This window comes from Achromobacter sp. 1011811831 (genome assembly GCF_059760905.1).
Map to the genome: position 1 here is coordinate 62,389 of NZ_JCBANG010000020.1, position 19,796 is coordinate 82,184.

Consider the following 19,796-nt stretch of genomic DNA (forward strand, 5'->3'; position numbering starts at 1 on the left):
CGTCTTATCAGCAAGGGGGCGCATCGGCGCCCGCCTAGCCCGCCGCGCGCCGATCCCCGGTGCGTCTACGAAGGATGAACAGCATCGTGTCCCACCGCAAGTCCCGCCACGCCGCCCGACACTGGAAGTACCGATCCGCCCTGTGCCTGAACCTGGCCATCCGGGCCGCGCTCCCCGCGCTCGCGCTGGGCGCCGCCACGACGGCGCGCGCGCAGGAGGCGGCGATGGAGCTGGACCTGCCCGCCCAATCACTGGACAGCTCCCTGATCCAGCTGGGCCGGCAAACGTCGCTGCAGATCTTCTATGAGCCGCGTGTCGTGGCCGGCATCCAGGCGCCGGCGGTACGCGGCCGCATGGCGCCCGAACAAGCGCTGCGCCGGCTGCTGCAAGGCAGCACCATCGAGTATCAGCGCAGAGGCAACAACGTGACCTTGTCCCTGCCCGCCACGAGCGGCGCGGCGCAGCTGGAACCGGTATTGGTCACCGGCGCGGCCGACGATGTCACCGAAGGCACGGGCGCCTATTCGACGGCGGGGCCCAGCGCCACCGCCACCGGCCTGGCCCTGAAGCTGCGCGAAACGCCGCAATCGGTCACGGTCATGACGCGCCAGCGGATGGAGGACTTCAATCTGCAAACCGTGGCGCAGGTCATGGAGCAGACCCCGGGCGTCTACGTCGAACACTACGGCGATTCGGTCCGATTCCACGCGCGCGGCGGAGAAATCAACAATTTCCAGATCGACGGCCTGCGCGTGAGCCAGATGGCGCTCGCGTCCGGCGCCCCCACCGCCAACGGCCTGTCGGGCGACGACACGGCCGACATGGACCGCATCGAGATCCTCAAGGGCTCGGCCGGCCTGTTGCAGGGCGACGGCTATCCCACGGCCACCATCAACATGATCCGCAAAAAGCCCACCCGCGAATTCCAGGCCCACATGAACCTGGGCGGCGGCACCTGGAACACGTACCGCAGCGATATCGACGTCAGCGGCCCGCTCAACGCGCAAGGCAGCCTGCGCGGACGCGCCGTCGCCAGCTACAAGGACGGCGACAGCTTCCGCGACCGGGCCAGCAACCGCAACGCGCTGCTCTACGGCGTGATGGAATGGGATGTCACGCCCGCCACGCTGTTCAGCGCCAGCCTGAGCTACAAGACGCTGCGCAACCGGGGCGGCGCGGGCTGGATGGGCGCGCGCGCCTACGACGCCGACGGCAACCGCGAGGACATCCGCTCCCGCTCCTACAATCCCGCCCCCGCCTGGTCCGGCTATACCCAGCGCGTACTGACGGCGTCCTCCTCGCTCGAACACCGCATCTCGGACGACTGGACCGCCCGGATCGCCGCGAACCACCAGGAGGCCCGCATCCCGACCTGGATCAACGCGCAGATCGCCATGCCCGGCGATGCCTACATCAGCCGGTTCCGGGACCAGAAGGACACCATGCAGAACGTTGGCCTGCGCCTGTCCGGGAACATCGCGGCATTCGGACGCAAGCACGAGTTGGTGCTGGGCTACGACTTTTCCAAGAGCCGCTACGACATGGAACGGGACAACCCCGCGGACTTCAGCCGCTACGACCGCTACGCCTCCGAACACTTCTACGACCCCGACGGCGGCGCGGATTTCCCCAAGCCCGCGGGCGACGAATGGCGCTGGTCGCGCGGCCACCATAGCGAAACGATCCGGCGCGGCTGGTATGCCACGGGCCGGATCCATGCCACCGACAGCCTGAAGCTCATCCTGGGCGCGCGCATCTCGGACTACAGCTACCGCTACCGCGAACCCTCCATGGTGCGCGGCGCGCAATACCTGGATCGCAGCGACATGCGCGAACGCGGCGTCATCACGCCCTATGCGGGCGTGGTCTACGACCTGAGCCAGGACTGGACCGCCTACGCCAGCTACGCAAGCGTGTTCCAGCCGGTATCCGTGCAGGATGAACAGGGCCAGACGCTGCCCCCGCAAAAAGGCACCACCTACGAAACCGGCCTGAAGTCCGACCTCCTGGACGGGCAGCTCAGTTTCAGCGTTGCCCATTTCTGGAAGCGCTGGGAACGCACCTATGAAGCGTCCGGCGGACTCACGCCCACGGGCGACCAGGCCTACCGCAGCGTCGACGGCGCGATGGAACGCGGCTACGAAGTCGAATTGACCGGCCAGCCCGCCCGAGGCTGGCAGGTGCAGGCGGGCTACGTCATGAACAACAGCAGCCTGAACGGCAATACAGGCAAGCCCAGGCACCAGCTCAAGCTCGCCGCCAACTACCAATTCCAGGGCGACCTGGCAGGACTCACGCTGGGCGCGGCCGCGCGCTGGCAAAGCGCCACGGAGGCCAATAGCTACGCCCGTCTGGAACAACCCGCCTACTGGGTCGTCGACGCGATGGCGCGCTATCGCTTCGACCGCCACTGGTCGGCCAGCCTGAACGTAAACAACGTGTTCGACAAGAAGTACTACGCCAGCGTCAACGGCATGGCCGGCTGGGGCATGTACTACACCTGGGGCGCGCCCCGCAACGCCTTCCTGAACGTGCGCTACGACTTCTAGGCGCCCTCGGGCGGGGACATTGCGGGCGACGCGGCGGCCGCCTGCCGGCGGCATGGCCCGGATACGCGAATCCGGGTCATCCGAATCGCGTATCCTTGAAGGCAGGCGAGCCACATAAAATGTTCCAGGCGCATCCTCCGGGCGCCAGAATAGTTTCCGGGCCTCCCGCCCACGCCGGTCCCCGACCGGCCGACGCGGCCAGACTGCATTCAACGACCATGCCCATCGATCACTACGAGAACTTCCCCGTCGCCTCGCTGCTGCTGCCGCGCAGGCTGCGCGGCGCCGTGACCGATATCTACCGGTTCGCCCGCGCCGCGGACGACATCGCCGACGAAGGACCCGCCAGCGACGCCGAACGGCAACAGCAGCTGGCGGCCTTTCGCGCCGAGCTGCACCGCATCGGCGCCGAGCCGGGCGCCACGCCCGCTCCCGGCGATCCGGCGCTGGCGCGGATATTCGGGCCGCTGGCGGCCACCATCGCGCGTCATCAGCTGCCGATCACGCCGTTCTACGACCTGCTGTCAGCCTTCGAGCAGGACATCGCCGTCGCGCGCTACCAGGACTACGCCTCGCTGCTGGACTACTGCACGCGCTCGGCCAATCCGGTCGGCCGGCTGATGCTGCATCTGTTCCACGCCGCCAGCCCGCAGAACCTGGAACAATCCGACGCCATCTGCACCGGCCTGCAGCTGGTCAATTTCTGGCAGGACGTGCGCGTCGACTGGCACAAGCACCGTGTCTACCTGCCCCAGGAAGACCTGCGCCGGCATGGCGTCTCCGAGGAAGACCTGGGCGCCGCCCGGCTGACGCCCGCCTGGCGCGAGCTGATGGCCTTCCAGGTCGAGCGCACGCGCGCGCTGCTACACTTCGGCGCTCCGCTGGCGCGCCGGCTGCCGGGCCGCATCGGCCTGGAGCTGCGCATGGTGGTGCAGGGCGGGCTGCGCGTGCTCGAACGCATCGAGGCCGGCGGCTACGATGTATTCATGAACCGCCCCGAACTGGGCGCCAAGGACTGGGCCATCATGCTGTGGCGCTCCATCAAGTAAGCAACAAGACAAGCAACAGGCCCCGCCGAATATGACCCCTGACGAATACTGCCAGGACAAGGCCGCCAAGAGCGGCTCCAGCTTCTACTACTCGTTCCTGTTCCTGCCGCCCGAGCGCCGCCGCGCGATCACGGCGCTGTACGCCTTCTGCCGCGAGGTCGACGATGTGGTCGACGAATGCACCGACCCCTCGCTGGCCCGCGTCAAGCTGGCCTGGTGGCGCACCCAGATCGACCAGATGTTCTCAGGCAAGCCCGAGCACCCGGTGACGCTCGCGCTGCAGCCGCATCTGCAGAGCTGTTCGATCACGCGCGAGCGGCTGCTGGCGGTGGTCGACGGCATGGAAATGGACCTGGACCAGACCCGCTACCTGGACTGGCCGGGCCTGCGCAAATACTGCTGGCACGCCGCCGGGGTGGTGGGCGAGCTGTCGGCCGGCGTGTTCGGCTACACCGACCCGCAGACGCTGGTCTACGCGGAAAAGCTGGGCCTGGCGTTCCAGATGACCAACATCATCCGCGACGTGGGCGACGACGCCCGCCGAGGCCGCATCTACATCCCGGTCAACGACATGCAGCAGTTCGAGGTCAAGGCCTCGGACATCCTCAATGGCGAATACTCCGAGCGCTTCTCGGCGCTGATGAAGTTCCAGGCCGACCGCGCCCGCGAACTGTACCGCGAGGCCATGCGCAGCCTGCCCGAGGCCGACCGGCGCGCGCAGCGGCCGGGCCTGATGATGGCGGCCATCTATCACGCGCTGCTCGACGAGATCGAGCGCGACAACTGGCAGGTGCTGCACCAGCGCATTTCGCTCACGCCCCTGCGCAAGCTCTGGCTGGCCTGGAAGACCTGGGTGGGCGGCGGCCGAGGGCTGGTCCGCCGGCTGGCGCGGTGAAGGCCGCGGTCATCGGCGCGGGCTGGGCCGGCCTGGCCGCCGCCGTCGCGCTGCGCGAGGCCGGCGCCAAGGTCACGGTCTTCGAGGCCGGCCACACGCCCGGCGGACGCGCCCGGCGCGTCTTCCACGGCGAATTCGACACGCCGCTGGACAACGGCCAGCACCTGCTGTCCGGCGCCTACCGCCACACGCTGGCGCTGATGCGTCGCGTCGGCCGCAACCCCGATGCCCTGCTGATGCGCCGCCCACTGCGGCTGGCCAGCCTGGACGGCCGCTTCCGCCTGTCGGCCCCGCGCCTGCCGGCGCCCTTGCACCTGGCCGTGGCCGTGCTGGGCGCGCGCGGCCTGTCCTGGTCCGACCGCTTCGGCATGCTGCGCCTGATGCGCGGGCTCAAGGCCATGTCCTGGGCGCCGCCGCGCGACTGGACCGTGCTGCAACTGCTGCGCCACTACGCGCAATCCGACACCCTGATCCGCCAGTTGTGGGATCCGCTCTGCCTGGCCGCGCTGAACACGCCCACCGCCCAGGCCAGCGCCGGGCTGTACGCGCGCGTGCTGCGCGACAGCCTGGGCGGCCGGCGCGAAGCCAGTGACCTGCTGCTGCCCTGCACCGACCTGTCGGCGCTCTGGCCGGACGCCGCCGCGCGCCACCTGACCATGCGCTACGGCAGCACGGTGCGGCAGCTGCAGCCGTCGCAAGACGGCGTGGTGGTCAACCAGGAACGCTTCGACGCCGCCGTGCTGGCCGTGCCGCCCGCCTTCGCCGCGCGCCTGCTGGACGAGCCGCTGCGCGAGGCCGGCGCCGGCGGCCTGCTGGACGCGCTCAAGTCCTTCGACTATCTGCCGATCGCCACGCTGAATCTCCGGCTGGCCGGCTCCTGGCGCCTGCCCGAACCCATGATGATGCTGCGCGAGGATCCCGCGCGCGGCCATCTGGGGCAATGGCTGTTCGACCGCGCGCGCCTGGCCGGTGACGACAAGACAGGCGAACTGGCCGTCGTGGCCAGCGCCGCCGTCGGCGTGGCCGAGCGCAACCGCCAGCCGGTGATCGAGGCCCTGATCGACCAGGTGGCCGAGCAAGCCGCCCGCCACCCCGCGCGGCTGCCGCCGCTGCCCGAGATCCGGGCGGCCGAACTATTCATCGAGAAACGCGCCACCTTCGCCGCCGTGCCGGGCCTGACCCGGCCGCTGAACACCACGCCCTGGCGCGCGCTGGCGCTGGCCGGCGACTGGACCGACACCGGCTATCCCGGCGTGCTGGAAGGCGCGGTGATGAGCGGACTGGCAGCCGCCCGGACGCTCAATCCCCGGGCCGTCTGATCCGGCGGCGGCGCCAGGCCGCGCGCTGCCCGGCAGGCGCGCCACAAACGGGCGGCGGCTTCAACGGAACAAGGCCGCCGTCGCCAGCCCTGCCCCCGTCAGCAGCAGCGAGCCCACCAGGCTGATGCCGGCATAGCCCAGCGCGCTGCCATAGGCGCCGCGTTCCAGCATGGCCACGGTCTCGGCGGAAAAGGTCGAGAACGTGGTCAGGCCGCCCAGGAAGCCGGTGATGGCGCCCAAACGCACCCAGGCCGGCCATTCCGGATGCGCCGTCACCACCGCCAGCAGCAGGCCGATCAGATAGCCGCCGACGAGGTTCACGGCCAGCGTGCCCCAGGGCCAGGACTCGATGTTCAGCCACAGTCCGGCCAGCCAGCGGGCCCACGCGCCCAGCACGGCGCCCAGGCCGACGGCCAGGAAGTTCAGGGGAATCAGGGTTTGGTATGCGGACATGGGATCGGAAAGCCGCGCGCTTCGGGCCGGATGGATTGATCCGTAGCAGTATGCCGAAAAACCCCGCTCCCGCGCCAATCGCCCCCGTTTCCGCACGGACCATGGATCAGCCGCAGCTCGCGCGGCATGCCGCGAAACAGGTTGAAATGCCCGCGTGCGCCTGGATCAGGCATTTATAAGAGTCATTCTCATTAAGTGCTAGAATCCGCGGCTGCTCCCCCCTCGACCACATGGACAGTCATCTCCCCTCCCGGCGCCGGGCCTACTGGCTCAAGACGCTGCACCAATGGCACTGGATCAGTTCGGCGATCTGCCTGCTGGGCATGCTGCTGTTCGCGGTCACGGGGCTGACGCTGAACAACGCGTCCCACATCGAATCGAAGGCCGTGGTCACCACGCGCCAGGCCACGCTGCCACAGGACGCGCTGCGCCAGCTCGCGCCCGCGCCCGGCCAGAAGAAGGCGCCGCTGCCCGAGGCCGTATCGCGCTGGCTCGACCGCGAACTGGACACGTCCACCGCCGGCAAGCCGGCCGAATGGTCCGCCGATGAAATCTACCTGTCGCTGCCGCGCGCCGGCGGCGACGCCTGGCTGTCGATCGACCTGGCCAGCGGCGACATCGAATACGAACGCACCGACCGGGGCTGGATCTCGTACCTGAACGACCTGCACAAGGGCCGCAATACCGGCCTGGCCTGGAGTTGGTTCCTGGACGTGTTCGCCGTGGCCTGTCTGGTCTTTTCGCTGACCGGCCTGGTGCTGCTGAAACTGCACGCCGGCAACCGCGCCGCGACCTGGCCCATGGTCGGCCTGGGGATCGTGATCCCCGTGGTGCTGGCCCTGCTCTTCATCCATTGATTCAACGATCCGCCCTGGAGACATCCATGCGCAAGCTATTGCTGCCGGCCCTCGTGGCCGGACTGATCGCCCGGACCGCCAACGCGGCCGACCTGGGCCTGTCCATCGAGGTGCCGCGCCTGGACGTGGCCGAATACCACCGCCCCTATGTGGCGATCTGGATCGAGAACCCCGACCAGAGCGTGGCCGCCGACCTGGCCGTCTGGTACGACATGGCCAAGAAAAACAACGAAGGCACCGAATGGCTCAAGGACATGCGCCAGTGGTGGCGCCGCAGCGGCCGCAACCAGCAGTTCCCGGTGGACGGCGTGAGCGGCGCGACCAAGCCCGCCGGCAAGCACGCGCTGGCCTTCAATGCCGCCGCCAAGCCGCTGGCCCAGCTCAAGCCCGGCCAGTACGCCGTGGTGGTGGAAGCGGCCCGCGAGGTCGGCGGCCGCGAGCTGCTGCGCATTCCCTTCCAATGGCCGCCGCAGAAAGCCGAACAGCTGAGCGCGCGCGGCGAGCATGAGCTGGGCGCCATCGCGCTGGACCTGAAGCCGTGATGAACCGCCATATGAACGCCAACGCCCAATCGACCGCGAGGAGCGCAACCATGAAGCAATCCGTCAAACACCTGGCCGCCGCCCTGGCGCTGTGCCTGCCCTTCGCCGCCGGCGCGCACGACGTCTGGGTCGTGCCGTCCTCCACCGTGCTGTCGGGCGCCGACAGCTGGATCACCGTGGACGCCGCCGTCGGCAACGACAAATTCCACTTCAACCACGCGCCGCTGCGCCTGGACGGCCTGGCCGTGACCGCGCCGGACGGCTCGGCCGCCGAGGCCGAGAACCTGAACCGCGGCAAGCTGCGCAGCACCTTCGACCTGCAGCTCAAGCAGAGCGGCACCTATCGCGTGGCCGTGGTCAACGACGGCGTGTTCGCGCGCTGGAAGGAAGACGGCAAGCCCAAGCGCTACTTCGGCAAGCCCGAGGGCCTGGCCCAGGCCGTGCCCGCCAAGGCCGACGAGCTGGAAGTCTCGCAAAGCCTGGGCCGCGTCGAGACCTTCGTCACCGCCGGCAAGCCCAGCGCCGTCAAGCCCGTGGGCCGAGGCCTGGAACTGGCGCCCGTCACGCACCCGAACGATCTGTACGCGGGCGAGAACGCCACCTTCCAGATGCTGCTGGACGGCAAGCCCGCCCCGGACCTGGAAATGACCATCGTGGCCGGCGGCATCCGCTACCGCGACCAGGTCGGCGAGATCAAGGCCAAGACCGACAAGGACGGCAAGTTCTCGGTCAAGTGGCCGCAGCCCGGCCTGTACTGGGTCGAGGCCGGCATGGAAGACGCCAAGGTCAGCGTGCCTCAGGCCAAGAAGCGCCGCCTGTCCTACGCCGGCACCTTCGAAGTGCTCAAGCCCTGATCCGGCTGAAGGCCCAGGCCGCCATGTCCGCACCCGCGTCCTACGCGCCCCGGGGCGCGCCCGCGCCCGTGGTGCGCGTGGCCTACGCCGCCCTGCCGTCGCGGCCGGCCCCGCAGGCCGCCGCGCTGGCGGGCGCCACCATGGGCACCACCTGGTCGGCCCGGCTGGCCCTCCCCGCGGGCTGCACCGAAGCCGCGACGCGCCAGGCCATCCAGGCCGCGCTGGACGAGGTGGTGGCCGAGATGAGCACCTGGGAAGACCAGACCGACATCACCCGCTACAACCGCGCCGGCCCCGGCTGGCGCGCGCTGCCCGCCGGCTTCTGGCACGTGCTGCGGCACGCGCTGGCGCTGGCCGAAGAGAGCGGCGGCGCCTATGACCCCACCGTCGGCCCGCTGGTCAACGCCTGGGGCTTCGGCCCGCACCAGCGCGCCTTCGAACCGCCCTCGCCCGCCGCCGTCGAGGCGGCCCGCGCGCGCTGCGGCTGGCGGCGCGTGAAACTGGATCCCGAACGCCGCGCCGCCTGGCAGGAAGGCGGCACCTACCTGGACCTGTCCTCGATCGCCAAGGGCCATGGCGTGGACCGCGCCGCGCAGGCGCTGGACGCGCTGGGCTCGACCGGCTATCTGGTGGAAGTGGGCGGCGAGCTGCGCGCGCGCGGCCTGCGGCCCGACGGCCAGCCCTGGCGCGTGGCCGTGGAAGTGCCCGACGCCAGCGACGCCCACGCGCTGGCGCTGCCGCTGCGCGACCTGAGCATCGCCACCTCGGGCGACTACCGCCGCCACGCCGGCAGCGGCGACGCGCGCTACGCCCACACCATCGACCCGCGCGACGGCCAGCCCGTGCGCAATGGCGTGGCCTCGGTCACCGTGCTGCACGCCGACTGCATGCAGGCCGACGCCCTGGCCACGGCGCTGACCGTGCTGGGCGAAACCGAGGGCCTGGACCTGGCCCGCCGCCACGGACTGGCGGCGCTCTTCATCCTGCGCGAAGCCAGCGGCTTCCGGCTCGCCGCCACGCCGGCGTTCCAGGCGCTGGCCGCGCAATCTTGAACGCCATGACCTTGCGCCTGACCGCCGCGGCCGGCGTGGTGCTGTGCTGGCTGCTGCTGTGCGCCTGGGCCTGGCGCCGCGCGCGCCGCGAACGCGCGCGCGAGACGCGAGCCCGCCAGGCGCTGGACCAGCCGCCGCCGCGCGCCGCCGTGCTCATCGCGCACGCCAGCCAGACCGGCTACGCCGAGACGCTGGCCGGCCAGACCGCCGACTCGTTGCGCGCCGGCGGCCTGGACGTGCGCGTCGCGGCCCTGGGCCAGCTCGACCTGGCGCGGCTGCGCGGCTATGAACGCGTGCTGTTCGTGGCCAGCACCTACGGCGAAGGCGATCCGCCCGACGCCGCCGCCGCCTTCGCCAGCCTGATGCAGCCGGCCGCCGGCGCGGCGCCGCAACTTCCGGGCCTGCGCTACGCCGTGCTGGCGCTGGGCGACAGCGAGTACGCACAGTTCTGCGGCTTCGGCCGCGCACTGGATGAATGGCTGCACGCGCAGGGCGCGCAGCCGCTGTTCGACCGCGTCGACGTGGACAACGGCGACGCCGCCGCGCTGCGCCACTGGCAACATCACCTGGGCCTGCTGGCCGGCCGCAGCGACCTGCCCGACTGGGAAACGCCGGCCTACGAACCCTGGCGCCTGCAAGGCCGCGAACGGCTCAACCCGGACAGCCAGGGCGGCCCCTGCTACCTGCTGACGCTGGCGCCGCCGTCCGGCGCCGCGCCCCTCTGGCAGGCCGGCGACATTGCCGAGATCGGCCCGCGCCGCGAGCGCGGCGGGGAACTGCTGCCGCACCGCGAATACTCGATCGCATCCCTGCCCGCCGACGGCGCGCTGCAATTGCTGGTGCGCCAGATGCGCGGGCCCGATGGCGACCTGGGCCTGGGCAGCGGCTGGCTGACGCACGTGGCGCGACTGGGCGACGAGATCGATCTCAGGCTGCGGTCCAACCGCAATTTCCACGCGCCGGACGACGGCCGGCCGATGATCCTGATCGGCAACGGCACCGGCCTAGCCGGCCTGCGCGCGCTGCTCAAGGCGCGCCTGGCGGCGGGCCGGCATCGCAACTGGCTGGTGTTCGGCGAGCGCCAGGCCGCGCATGACTGGTTCTGCCGCGCCGAAATCGAAGGCTGGCGCGACGCTGGCGGAATCGAACGACTGGACGTCGTGTTCTCGCGCGACCAGGAGGAACGGCGCTACGTGCAGCACCTGCTGCGCGAACAGGCCGGCACAGTTCGCGCCTGGACCGACGCGGGCGCGGCGGTCTACGTCTGCGGCAGCCTGCAAGGCATGGCGGGCGGCGTGGATGACGCGCTGCGCGACATCCTGGGCGACGCCCGGCTGCAGCAGATGCAGCACGACGGCCGCTACCGCCGCGACGTGTACTGAGGCGGCGCGCGTGGCGCCTGCCGGCCGCGCGCCACGCCGCCAGACTTCCCTATTGCAGCTTGATCTGCGCCTTGTCGATCACGCTCTTCCAGCGGTCGCGCTCGGCCTGGATCTGCGCGCCGAACTCGGCCGGCGTGTTGCCCAGCGGGAAGGCGCCGGTTTCCTCCATCTTGGCCGCCGTGGCCGGGTCGCGCACGGCCTGCGCGAAGGCTTGCGCCAGCTTGTCGCGCACGTCGTCGGGCAGGCCCGCCGGCGCCACCACGCCGTACCAGGCCGTCACGTCGTAGTCCTTGTAGCCCTGTTCGGCGAAGGTCGGCACGTCCGGCAGGCGCGGGTTGCGCGCCGGGCCGGTGATGGCCAGCGCGCGCAGATGATTGCTCTTCAGATACGGCAGCGACGACGGGAAGTTGTCGAAGATCACCGGCACCACGCCGCCCACCGTGTCGGTCAGCGCCGGCGCCGAGCCGCGATACGAGATGCTGTTCATCTTGCCGCCGATGATCTGCAGGAACCAGATCATGCCCAGGTCGTTGACGCCGCCGGCGCCGGCATTGGCGTAGCCGTCGCGGCCCGGATTGGCGCGCACATGCTCGACGAACCCGGCCAGGGTCTTGGCCGGATACTGCGGATTGACGCTGAGGATGTTGGGGCTGGTCACCAGGTTGCTGACCGGCGTGAAATCCTTGACCGGGTCATAAGCCAGGTTGGGAAACAGGTGCGGCGCGGTGCCGTGCGTGCTGACGGTGGCCAGGCCCACGGTGTAGCCGTCGGGCTTGGCGCGCGCGGTCGCGGCCATGCCGATGGTGCCGGACGCGCCGGTGCGGTTTTCCACCACGATCTGCTGGCCCAGGATCTCGCCGGCCTTGGCCGCCGCCAGCCGGCCCACGATGTCGGTGGGGCCGCCGGCCGGGAACGGCACGATCAGCGTGATGGGGCGTTCGGGGAAGGCGGCATGGGCGGCCGGCAATGCGGCGGCCAGCGCCAGCGCGGCGCAGGTCTTGCGGAACATGGGGAGTCTCCTGTGGATGTAATCGTTATGCTTGCGCCGCGACCGAGCGACGCAGGATCTGCCCGGGACGCGGCGCGTCGGGCATGGGCGGATGCACCTGCACGCCGTTGACCAGCACGCGCTCGACGCCGGCCGAGGGCAGCGTCGGCGCTTCCCAGGTGGCCAGGTCGGCCACCGTGTCGGCATCGAACACCACGATGTCGGCCCAGGCGCCCACGGCGATGCGGCCGCGCCCGGCCAGGCCGAACACGCGCGCGGGCAGCGCGCTCATCTTGGCCACCGCCGCCTCCAACGTCAGCAACTCGGCTTCGCGCACATAGCGTCCCAGCACGCGCGTGAAGCTGCCCCACAGGCGCGGATGCGGATGCGCGTCGTTGGGCAGGCCGTCCGAGCCGACCATGCAGCAGTCATGCTGGAAGATGCGGCGCACCTCGTCCTCGTCCATGGCGAAATAGATCGCGCCGGCCGGGCAAAGCCGGCGCGCGGCCTCGGTCTTGTCGCACCCCCAGTCGGCGGCGATGTCGGCCAGGTAGCGGCCCGCGCACTCGGGATGCGGCGTCGACCAGGTGACGCGGATGTCGTCGATCTGCTCGGCGCGCTCCGGGATCAGGATGGTGGAGCTGCCGGGATAGGGATAGATGTCCAGCGCCACGTCCACGCCCTCGGCGCGGGCGCGGTCGATGTTGGCCAGCGTGGCGCGGCTCTTGCCCCAGTTGCGCGGCATCATGCACTTGTGATGCGACAGCACCGTGGCGCAGCCGCTGTTGCGGCCGATGGACAGCACTTCGTCCACCGATTCCTCGACCGTGTCGCCCTCGTTGCGGATATGGCTGGTGTGCAGCGCGCCGCGCGCCGCCGCCACGCGCGCCAACCCTTCCAGCTCGGCCGCCCGCGCCATGCCGCCCGGCTGGTAGGCCAGGCCGGTGCTGAAGCCGACCGCGCCGGCCGCCAGCGAGGCGTCCAGCATGCGCTCCATGGCGCGCTGCTCATCGGCCGTGGGCTGGGCCGCCGGATCGCGCATGGCCGCCAACCGCAGGTTGGCATGGCCGACCAGCGCCGCCACGTTGATCATGGGCCGCTGCGCCTGCAGCGTGGCGAAGTAGGCCTCCATGTCGGCGTACAGCGGCGACTCGCCCAGGAGGGCCAGCGCCGCCGCGTGATTGCCCGGCAGCGGCGCGGGCGCGCCGCTGATGCCGCAGTTGCCCACCACCACCGAGGTGATGCCCTGGCTGGTCTTCCAGGCCAGATCCGGCTTTTCGACGAACATCAGGTCGTCGTGGCCGTGCACGTCGATGAAGCCGGGCGCCACGATGCGCCCCGCTGCGTCCAGCCGCCTGTCGGCGATATAGCCGGACAGGTCGCCCAGCGCCGCGATGCAGCCGTCCGCCACGCCCACGTCGGCGCGCATGCGCGGCCCGCCCAGGCCGTCGATGACCCAGCCGCCCTCGATGATCAGATCCAGCGTGTCCTGCCCCATGCGCGTGTCCCGGCTTGATGAAGGCCCTAGTATCGGCCGGCCGATCAATCTGGAAAAATTGTTTTTATCGATCCATCCATCGTGATTTGAAATGAATCGCCTGCCCAAGCATGTCACGCTCAAGCACCTGAACGCCTTCGTCGCGGTGGCCCAGGAGTCCAGCTTCACGCGCGCCGCCGAGCGCCTGTTCCAGACCCAGTCGTCCGTCACCAGCCTGGTGCGCCAGCTGGAGGAAGCGCTGTCCACCCTGCTGTTCGCGCGCACCAGCCGGCGCGTGCTGCTGACGGCGGCGGGCGAGGAATTCCTGCCGCGCGTCATGCGGCTGCTGGCCGATTTCGATGGCGCCATCGGCGACGTGGTGCGCTTCGGCGCGCTGGAGCGCGGACGCGTGGGCGTGGCGGCGGCGCCGTCGGCCATCACCCAGATCATCGCGCCGGCGGCCGCCGCCTTCGCGGCACGCCACCCCGCCGTGCGCCTGTACCTGAGCGACGACAACTCCGGCCGCATCCAGCGCAAGGTGGCGGCGCGCGAGGTCGATTTCGGCCTGACCAGCCGCTGGGCGGACGCGCCGGGGCTGGATTTCGAGCCGCTGCTGGAAGACCGCTTCGGCGTGCTGTACCGCGAGGACGACGCCGGTATGCGCCCAGGCCGCGACGGCACCGTGCGCTGGGCCGATCTGGCCGGCCGCCAGCTGGTGGGCGTGGTGGACGAGACCGGCATCATCGCGCTGCTGCGCGCCCGCGCCGACCTGCCGATCGAGGCGGCCGCGCCCTTCCATGAGGCGTCCAGCACCACCTCGCAGGCGGCGCTGGTCAAGGCGGGAATGGGCGTGGCGCTGCTGCCGGCACTGGCCGCCGAGCGCGTGCGCGAGCCGGGACTGGCCTACGCGCTGCTGTCGCGGCCCACCATGGTGCGCACGGTCTGCCTGATCCGCCACCTGGACTATCCCTTGAGTCCGGCGGCCGATGCGCTGATCGGCGCGATCCGCGACTATCTGAAAACGGCCGAGCTGCCGCCCGGCTGCGCGCGCCCGCGCCGCGCGCAAGCACGCGGGCAGGGCCTAGGGACCTAGCGGCGCAACTTCTCGTCCAGCGCCTTCAGCCCCGCCGCGAACACGCCCTGCCCCACGGCGCCAGCCACGGCCGCCAGATCGGCGCCGGCCTCGACGCGGAAGTCGGCCCACCATTCGACCAGCGTGAGCCCGCCCTCGGTGACGCGGCGCAGCTGCACGCCGGCAACGTAGTCGCGCATGGGCAGGTCGGTCTCGATGATGGAATAGCGCAGCGCCGTGCCCGGATCGTCCAGCATCAGCAGCTGTTCGCGCACGAAGCCCGACGGCTGGAGCGTCAGGTGCCGCACCGAGCCCAGGGCGTCCGCGCGGCCGCCGTCCTCAAGGCGGCTGACGGCCACGCCGGGATGCCAGCCGGCCAGGCCGTTGAAGTCGCGGAACATGGGCCAGACCTGCTCAAGCGGCGCATGGATGATGGCGCTGATATACACGGTGTGCGACATGCGGGGCTCCTGTCGAAGCGGATGCGGTGAAAGGAAGGATGTGATGCGGTGAAAGACAAGAAAAAGGCGCCGTGCGCGGCGCCTGGTAAACAGCTTAGAAGGTCAGGCCCTTGAATTCCCGCGTGGCCGCGGTCAGCGCCTGTTCGGTGGGCAGGCGCTCCATCGAGCTGGCGCCGTAGAAGCCATGGCAATGCTTGCAGGCGCGCAGCACGTGGGCGGCATCCTCGGGCGTGGCGATGGGGCCGCCGTGGCACAGCACGATCACATCATCGCGCACCGCCAGCGCGGCGGCCGCGATGCGGTCGATGGCGGCCACGCAATCGTCCAGCGTCAGCGCGGTCTCGGCGCCGATGGAGCCGCCGGTGGTCAGGCCCATGTGTGCCACGATGATGTCGGCGCCGGCGCGGGTCATGGCCACGGCATCGGCTTCGTTGAACACATAGGGCGTGGTCAGCATGCCCTTCTCGTGCGCCAGGCGGATCATGTCCACTTCCAGGCCATAGCCCATGCCGGTTTCTTCCAGGTTGGCGCGGAAGGTGCCGTCGATCAGGCCCACGGTGGGAAAGTTCTGCACGCCAGCGAAGCCCTGGCGCTTGAGCTCGTCCAGGAACACGTCGAAGTCGCAGAACGGATCGGTGCCGTTCACGCCCGCCAGCACCGGCGTGCGCTTGACCACGGGCAACACCTCGCGGCCCATGTCGACCACGATCTCGTTGGCATTGCCGTAGGCCAGCAGGCCCGCCAGCGAGCCCCGGCCGGCCATGCGGTAACGGCCCGAGTTGTAGATCACGATCAGGTCGATGCCGCCGGCTTCCTCGCACTTGGCCGACAGCCCCGTGCCCGCGCCGCCGCCCACGATGGGCTGGCGGTCGCGCACCATGGCGCGGAACTTGTCCATGAGTTGGTTGCGGTCAAAGCGCGGCATGGCGGCGGTCCTCAGTGTTTGGCGATTTCAAGGTACTGCTCGACCGCCGTGCGGGCGAACAGCGGGTCGTTGATGTGGCAGGGCACGCGCACCAGGCGGCGATCGGCGGTCTGCACCAGGTGCGTCTCCAGCGCGGCGAACAGCGCGGCGTCGGCCTCCGGATCCCAGAAGGCCTGGCCCGGCGCATCCAGCGCCGACACCCCGCCCTCGGGGATCAGGAAGCGCACCGGCCCGTCGCAACGGTTCAGCCGGCTGGCGATCCACTCGCCCTGGCGGGCGTTCTCGGCGGGCGTGGTGCGCATCAGCGTCACCTGCGGATTGTGGGGATAAAACAGGCGGCCCTGGTAGCGTTCGGGCACGGTCTCCATGCCGCCGAAGTTCACCATGTCCAGCGCACCGCAGGCGCCCACATAGGGCGCGCGCGTGCGCGCCACGGCGCCGAAGCGGTCCTCGGTGCAGGCCAGCACGCCGCCGAACAGGAAGTCGCAGACCTCGGTGGTGGTCAGGTCCAGCACGCCGGACAGCAGATGGCTGTCCAGCAGTTTTTCCATGGACTGGCCGCCGGTGCCGGTGGCGTGGAACACCAGGCAGTCGTAGTCCGGCTCCAGCAGCGGCACCACCTGCTGCACGCAGGCCGTGGTCACGCCGAACATGCTGATGCCGACGGCGGGACGACTGTCGTTGTCCTGGGCCGCGCTGTCGGCCTGGCGGAACGCGCCGCCGATGGCGCCGGCGGCATTGGCCAGCACGCGGCGCGAGATGCGGTTCAGCCCGGCCACGTCGGTGACGGAGTACATCATGGCGATGTCGGACGGCCCGACATAGGGCGCGACATTGCCGGAGGCCATGGTCGACACCATCAGCTTGGGCACGCCGATGGGCAGCGCGCGCATGGCCGGCGTGATCAGCGCCGTGCCGCCCGAGCCGCCCAGGCCCAGCAGCGCGCCGATGCCGGCGTCGGCGGCGGCGTAGCGCTCGAAGGCCAGCGCCATGGCGGCGATGGCCGTGCCACGGTCGCCGGTGAACACCGCCTGGGCGCCGCCGGGATGGCTGGCGGCCACGTCGCGGGCCTGCACGCGGGCGGCGCTGGGCGCGCCGGTGGTGGACACGTCCACCGTCACCACGTCCAGGCCGTCGCGCGCCAGCAGGCCGGCCACGTACTCGGCCTCGTGGCCCTTGGTGTCGTAGGTGGCGGCCACGTAGACCCGCCGCTTGGTATTCGTCATGGCTCCTCCCGTGGGCGGCTACACTCGATGCGCGCCTCGATATGTGCCGGGGCGAGCCCGGCCTGTAGAATTCAGAAATGAGACGAAAGAATCATACTGAGACGACTGTCTCACGTCAAACCAAAACCGCCCAGCAGGCGGCGTCCGCGCGCGCGCTGATCGCGCCCGCCAGCCGCCAGGCCGAGGCCAGCGGCGAGCCGCCACACGGGCCGCGCGCGCGCATGCGCAAGATCCTGCTGGATGCCGCGCAGCAGCTCATGGGCCAGGGCATCACGCCCTCGGTGGCCGAGCTGGCCGAGCACGCCCAGGTATCGCGCGCCACCGCCTACCGCTATTTCCCCAGCCAGAGCGCGCTGATCGCCGCCGTGGTCGACGAAAGCCTGGGCCCGATCCTGGCCTGGGACTCGGACGCCGACGACGCCGGCGCGCGCGTCGACGAGCTGCTGCGCTTCGCCTATCCGCGCCTGGAGGCGCACGAGGCGCCGCTGCGCGCCGCCATCCAGGTCTCGCTGGAGCAGCACGCCGAGGCCAGCGCCGGCCGCGCCGGCAACGAGCCGCGCCTGGTGCGCGGCCACCGCGTCGACATCCTGAAACGCGCCATCGCGCCGCTGGCCGGCGCGCTGACGCCGACGCAGCAGGAACGCGTGGCGCAGGCCCTGTCGCTGGTCTATGGCACCGAGGTGTTCCTGGTGCTCAAGGACATCTGGCGGCTGGAACTGCCCGAAGTGACCGAGGTGGCGCGCTGGACCGCGCAGGCCATCATCCGGCAGGCATTGGCGGACGCCGAGGCATCGACGCCGGGCAAGAAGGACAAGCCCACAAAGGGCGGCAAGACCAGCGACAAGCGCGGCGGCTAGGCCGCCCCGGGTCGCGCCGCTGGCCGCGCGCGCCGGCGCCACGTCCCCGCTGGCGGCGCGCGCCGGCGCCAGCCTGTCATTCCCACGTCACCGGCAGCCGGCATAGTCCCGCCCTGCGCGGCGCCGCGAGTTGCGGGCCGCCCTGACGCTGGAGCCATGAATGCAGTTCGAAGTAACCCGCCTGCGGCGGGCCCTGATGCCCTTGTCGCTGGCTTGCGTAACCCTGTTGAGCGCCTGTGGCGGCAGCGACGACGATGACGACGCGCCCGCCAAGCCGCCGGTCGTGACCGAGCCCACGCCCGAGCCCCCCAAGCCGCCCGTGATCACGGGCGCATGGAGCGCCGGCGATCTGCACGTGCACACCATCCAGTCCGACGATGCCCAGACCACGCTGGAAACCGTGCTGGACCAGGCCTTCACCCGCTACAAGCTGGACTGGGCCGCGCTGTCGAACCACCTGCGCATGTCCAGGCGCGACCACACCGGCCTGGACATTCCCGGCGGCCCGGTCCCGTTCTCGACCGGCATGGCGCGCTACGAAGTGCCGTTCATCCAGCAGGCGCAGGCCGCGGGCCGCTACGCCGGCAAGATCATCTTCTCGTCGTTTGAATGGGACATGCCCACGCATGACCACGTCAACATCGGCATCGGCGTGAACGAGCCGATGTCGGCCAAGTCGCTGCGGGCGGTGGCCGAATTCGAATACCTGTACACCAACAAGGCCGCCAACCTGTTCGACCCGCAGCTGGTGGCGGACCTGGCCGGCCAGCCGCGCGCCTACAGCACGCACGCCGACTCGCTGGCCGCGCTGAAATGGCTGCGCGACAAGCATCCCGACAGCTACATGCTGCTGAACCACCCGTCGCGCTACGCCGGCAAGTACACCATCGGCCAGCTGCGCGAGATGCACGACCTGGCGCCGTCCATCTTCTTCGCCATCGAAGGCATGGTGGGCAACCAGATGGAACCGGATCGTGGCGGCTACGCCGAGGCCTACACGCCCGCCAAGCTGCCCAACCGCACCTACGGCGGCGTCGACTACCTGGTTGCGCAGCTGGGCGGCACCTGGGACGCGCTGCTCGGCGAGGGCCGCCGCATCTGGACCGTGGCCGATTCGGATTTCCACTTCCGCGTCAACGCCACCGGCCAGTACAGCAGCGGCTACGCCCCCGGCGAGTACGCCCGCACCTATGTCTGGAAGGACGGCAAGGACATGGCGGCGGTGGTCGCGGGCCTGAAGAGCGGCCGCATGTACGGCGTGTTCGGCGACCTGATCGACGCGCTGGAATTCCAGGCGCAGGGCGCCTCGGGCACGGCGCAGATGGGCGGTGAGCTGATCGCGGCCAAGGGCGAGCAGGTGGAAGTGACCATCCGCTTCCGCAGCCCCGACAGCAACCACTACGAGTACCCGATCGAAAGCGGCAACCCCACCTACGTCAAGCCGACCGTGCACCACGTCGACCTGATCGTGGGCGACGTCGTCCCGCGCGCCGCCCCGGGCACGCCGGCGTATGACCAGGCCACCAATCCCAGCACCCGCGTGCTGGGCCGCTACACGCGCGCCGACTGGACCGTGGACAAGGAAGGCTACAACGTCATCAAGGTCAAGCTCAGCGCCGGCAAGAGCCAGTACCTGCGCCTGCGCGGCACCAACCTGGCGCCGGACGTGGCCGGCGAAACCGCCAACGGCGAGCCGCTGCCGGACGCCAAGATCGACCTGACCGACAACGCGGCGCGCTTCAACGCCATCAACGCGCGCAACTACAACGACCTGTGGTTCTACTCGAATCCGGTGTTCGTGACGGTCAAGCCGTAGGCGCAGCTGGCCGCGCTACAGC

18 protein-coding genes are annotated in these 19,796 nt (G+C 70.5%); 12 read left to right on the forward strand and 6 right to left on the reverse strand.

All coding sequences use genetic code 11. The features are described 5' to 3' along the window. Positions 1-86 precede the first annotated feature (86 nt). The 4 genes from AC6LJ9_RS10660 to hpnE all read left to right on the forward strand — a co-directional run bounded on the left by AC6LJ9_RS10660 (position 87) and on the right by hpnE (position 5,812). The gene (locus AC6LJ9_RS10660) at positions 87-2,549 is read left to right on the forward strand and encodes a TonB-dependent siderophore receptor (protein WP_498147507.1); all 2,463 of its coding nucleotides are present in this window, start codon (positions 87-89) and stop codon (positions 2,547-2,549) included. Positions 2,550-2,767: 218 nt separating this feature from the next. Further along, positions 2,768-3,598 (forward strand): squalene synthase HpnC, encoded by an 831-nt coding sequence (hpnC, locus tag AC6LJ9_RS10665; RefSeq protein WP_212313342.1) that lies wholly within the window; start codon positions 2,768-2,770, stop codon positions 3,596-3,598. 31 nt (positions 3,599-3,629) lie between these two features. Then, positions 3,630-4,493: a presqualene diphosphate synthase HpnD gene (gene hpnD / locus AC6LJ9_RS10670; protein ID WP_498147508.1), complete on the forward strand. Its 864-nt coding sequence runs from the start codon at positions 3,630-3,632 to the stop codon at positions 4,491-4,493. Continuing rightward, positions 4,490-5,812 carry a hydroxysqualene dehydroxylase HpnE gene (gene hpnE, locus AC6LJ9_RS10675; RefSeq protein WP_498147509.1) on the forward strand — a complete coding sequence of 441 codons (1,323 nt, stop codon included), beginning with the start codon at positions 4,490-4,492 and terminating at the stop codon, positions 5,810-5,812. The genes hpnD and hpnE overlap by 4 nt, the downstream gene beginning before the upstream one ends. A 60-nt stretch (positions 5,813-5,872) precedes the next feature. On the opposite strand, the gene crcB is transcribed toward hpnE, so the two are convergent. Next, entirely contained in the window at positions 5,873-6,265 is a 393-nt protein-coding gene (gene crcB, locus AC6LJ9_RS10680; RefSeq protein WP_498147510.1) for a fluoride efflux transporter CrcB, read from the reverse strand. 230 nt (positions 6,266-6,495) lie between these two features. Here crcB and AC6LJ9_RS10685 point away from each other — a divergent pair, with 230 nt between their 5' ends. From AC6LJ9_RS10685 to AC6LJ9_RS10705, 5 genes are read left to right on the forward strand one after another with little or no spacing between them, the layout of a single operon-like run. After that, positions 6,496-7,122 (forward strand): PepSY-associated TM helix domain-containing protein, encoded by a 627-nt coding sequence (locus tag AC6LJ9_RS10685; protein ID WP_498147511.1) that lies wholly within the window; start codon positions 6,496-6,498, stop codon positions 7,120-7,122. A 26-nt stretch (positions 7,123-7,148) separates the two neighbouring features. Further along, positions 7,149-7,664, forward strand: a complete 516-nt coding sequence (locus tag AC6LJ9_RS10690) for a DUF2271 domain-containing protein (RefSeq protein WP_498147512.1) — start codon at positions 7,149-7,151, stop codon at positions 7,662-7,664. A 50-nt stretch (positions 7,665-7,714) separates the two neighbouring features. After that, a complete protein-coding gene (locus AC6LJ9_RS10695; protein ID WP_498140200.1) occupies positions 7,715-8,518 on the forward strand; it encodes a DUF4198 domain-containing protein in 804 nt (267 codons plus the stop codon). Positions 8,519-8,541: 23 nt separating this feature from the next. Next, positions 8,542-9,570, forward strand: coding sequence for an FAD:protein FMN transferase (locus AC6LJ9_RS10700; RefSeq protein ID WP_498147513.1), 1,029 nt, complete (start codon positions 8,542-8,544; stop codon positions 9,568-9,570). Positions 9,571-9,575: 5 nt separating this feature from the next. After that, positions 9,576-10,952, forward strand: coding sequence for a sulfite reductase subunit alpha (locus AC6LJ9_RS10705; RefSeq protein WP_498147514.1), 1,377 nt, complete (start codon positions 9,576-9,578; stop codon positions 10,950-10,952). Between the two features lie 49 nt (positions 10,953-11,001). On the opposite strand, the gene AC6LJ9_RS10710 is transcribed toward AC6LJ9_RS10705, so the two are convergent. Further along, positions 11,002-11,961, reverse strand: coding sequence for a tripartite tricarboxylate transporter substrate binding protein BugE (locus tag AC6LJ9_RS10710; protein WP_212313356.1), 960 nt, complete (start codon positions 11,959-11,961; stop codon positions 11,002-11,004). A 25-nt stretch (positions 11,962-11,986) separates the two neighbouring features. Then, positions 11,987-13,438 carry an N-acyl-D-amino-acid deacylase family protein gene (locus AC6LJ9_RS10715; protein WP_498147515.1) on the reverse strand — a complete coding sequence of 484 codons (1,452 nt, stop codon included), beginning with the start codon at positions 13,436-13,438 and terminating at the stop codon, positions 11,987-11,989. A gap of 91 nt (positions 13,439-13,529) precedes the next feature. Here AC6LJ9_RS10715 and AC6LJ9_RS10720 point away from each other — a divergent pair, with 91 nt between their 5' ends. After that, complete coding sequence (locus AC6LJ9_RS10720) at positions 13,530-14,510, forward strand: LysR family transcriptional regulator (RefSeq protein ID WP_498147516.1); 981 nt, start codon at positions 13,530-13,532, stop codon at positions 14,508-14,510. Here AC6LJ9_RS10720 and AC6LJ9_RS10725 read toward each other — a convergent pair. From AC6LJ9_RS10725 to AC6LJ9_RS10735, 3 genes are all read right to left on the reverse strand, one after another. Continuing rightward, entirely contained in the window at positions 14,507-14,950 is a 444-nt protein-coding gene (locus AC6LJ9_RS10725) for an SRPBCC family protein (protein WP_392409914.1), read from the reverse strand. The genes AC6LJ9_RS10720 and AC6LJ9_RS10725 overlap by 4 nt on opposite strands. 94 nt (positions 14,951-15,044) lie before the next feature. Beyond that, on the reverse strand, positions 15,045-15,875 hold the full coding sequence (locus AC6LJ9_RS10730; protein ID WP_212313363.1) for a phosphoenolpyruvate hydrolase family protein: 831 nt from the start codon (positions 15,873-15,875) through the stop codon (positions 15,045-15,047). Positions 15,876-15,886: 11 nt separating this feature from the next. Continuing rightward, entirely contained in the window at positions 15,887-17,101 is a 1,215-nt protein-coding gene (locus AC6LJ9_RS10735; protein WP_498147517.1) for a Tm-1-like ATP-binding domain-containing protein, read from the reverse strand. A gap of 155 nt (positions 17,102-17,256) precedes the next feature. Between AC6LJ9_RS10735 and AC6LJ9_RS10740 the strand changes: the two genes are divergently transcribed. Further along, positions 17,257-17,958 (forward strand): TetR/AcrR family transcriptional regulator, encoded by a 702-nt coding sequence (locus tag AC6LJ9_RS10740; protein ID WP_498147523.1) that lies wholly within the window; start codon positions 17,257-17,259, stop codon positions 17,956-17,958. A gap of 160 nt (positions 17,959-18,118) precedes the next feature. Continuing rightward, a complete protein-coding gene (locus AC6LJ9_RS10745) occupies positions 18,119-19,774 on the forward strand; it encodes a CehA/McbA family metallohydrolase domain-containing protein (protein ID WP_498147518.1) in 1,656 nt (551 codons plus the stop codon). Positions 19,775-19,796: the final 22 nt, after the last annotated feature.

Coding starts and splice junctions, on each gene's coding strand:
- AC6LJ9_RS10720 (WP_498147516.1), top strand. CDS start 13,530: ATGAATCGCCTGCCCAAGCATGTCACGCTCAAGCACCTGAACGCCTTC.
- AC6LJ9_RS10725 (WP_392409914.1), bottom strand. CDS start 14,950: ATGTCGCACACCGTGTATATCAGCGCCATCATCCATGCGCCGCTTGAG.
- AC6LJ9_RS10730 (WP_212313363.1), bottom strand. CDS start 15,875: ATGCCGCGCTTTGACCGCAACCAACTCATGGACAAGTTCCGCGCCATG.
- AC6LJ9_RS10735 (WP_498147517.1), bottom strand. CDS start 17,101: ATGACGAATACCAAGCGGCGGGTCTACGTGGCCGCCACCTACGACACC.
- AC6LJ9_RS10685 (WP_498147511.1), top strand. CDS start 6,496: ATGGACAGTCATCTCCCCTCCCGGCGCCGGGCCTACTGGCTCAAGACG.
- AC6LJ9_RS10715 (WP_498147515.1), bottom strand. CDS start 13,438: ATGGGGCAGGACACGCTGGATCTGATCATCGAGGGCGGCTGGGTCATC.
- AC6LJ9_RS10710 (WP_212313356.1), bottom strand. CDS start 11,961: ATGTTCCGCAAGACCTGCGCCGCGCTGGCGCTGGCCGCCGCATTGCCG.
- AC6LJ9_RS10690 (WP_498147512.1), top strand. CDS start 7,149: ATGCGCAAGCTATTGCTGCCGGCCCTCGTGGCCGGACTGATCGCCCGG.
- AC6LJ9_RS10705 (WP_498147514.1), top strand. CDS start 9,576: ATGACCTTGCGCCTGACCGCCGCGGCCGGCGTGGTGCTGTGCTGGCTG.
- AC6LJ9_RS10695 (WP_498140200.1), top strand. CDS start 7,715: ATGAAGCAATCCGTCAAACACCTGGCCGCCGCCCTGGCGCTGTGCCTG.
- AC6LJ9_RS10700 (WP_498147513.1), top strand. CDS start 8,542: ATGTCCGCACCCGCGTCCTACGCGCCCCGGGGCGCGCCCGCGCCCGTG.
- hpnC (WP_212313342.1), top strand. CDS start 2,768: ATGCCCATCGATCACTACGAGAACTTCCCCGTCGCCTCGCTGCTGCTG.
- crcB (WP_498147510.1), bottom strand. CDS start 6,265: ATGTCCGCATACCAAACCCTGATTCCCCTGAACTTCCTGGCCGTCGGC.
- AC6LJ9_RS10745 (WP_498147518.1), top strand. CDS start 18,119: ATGCAGTTCGAAGTAACCCGCCTGCGGCGGGCCCTGATGCCCTTGTCG.
- hpnD (WP_498147508.1), top strand. CDS start 3,630: ATGACCCCTGACGAATACTGCCAGGACAAGGCCGCCAAGAGCGGCTCC.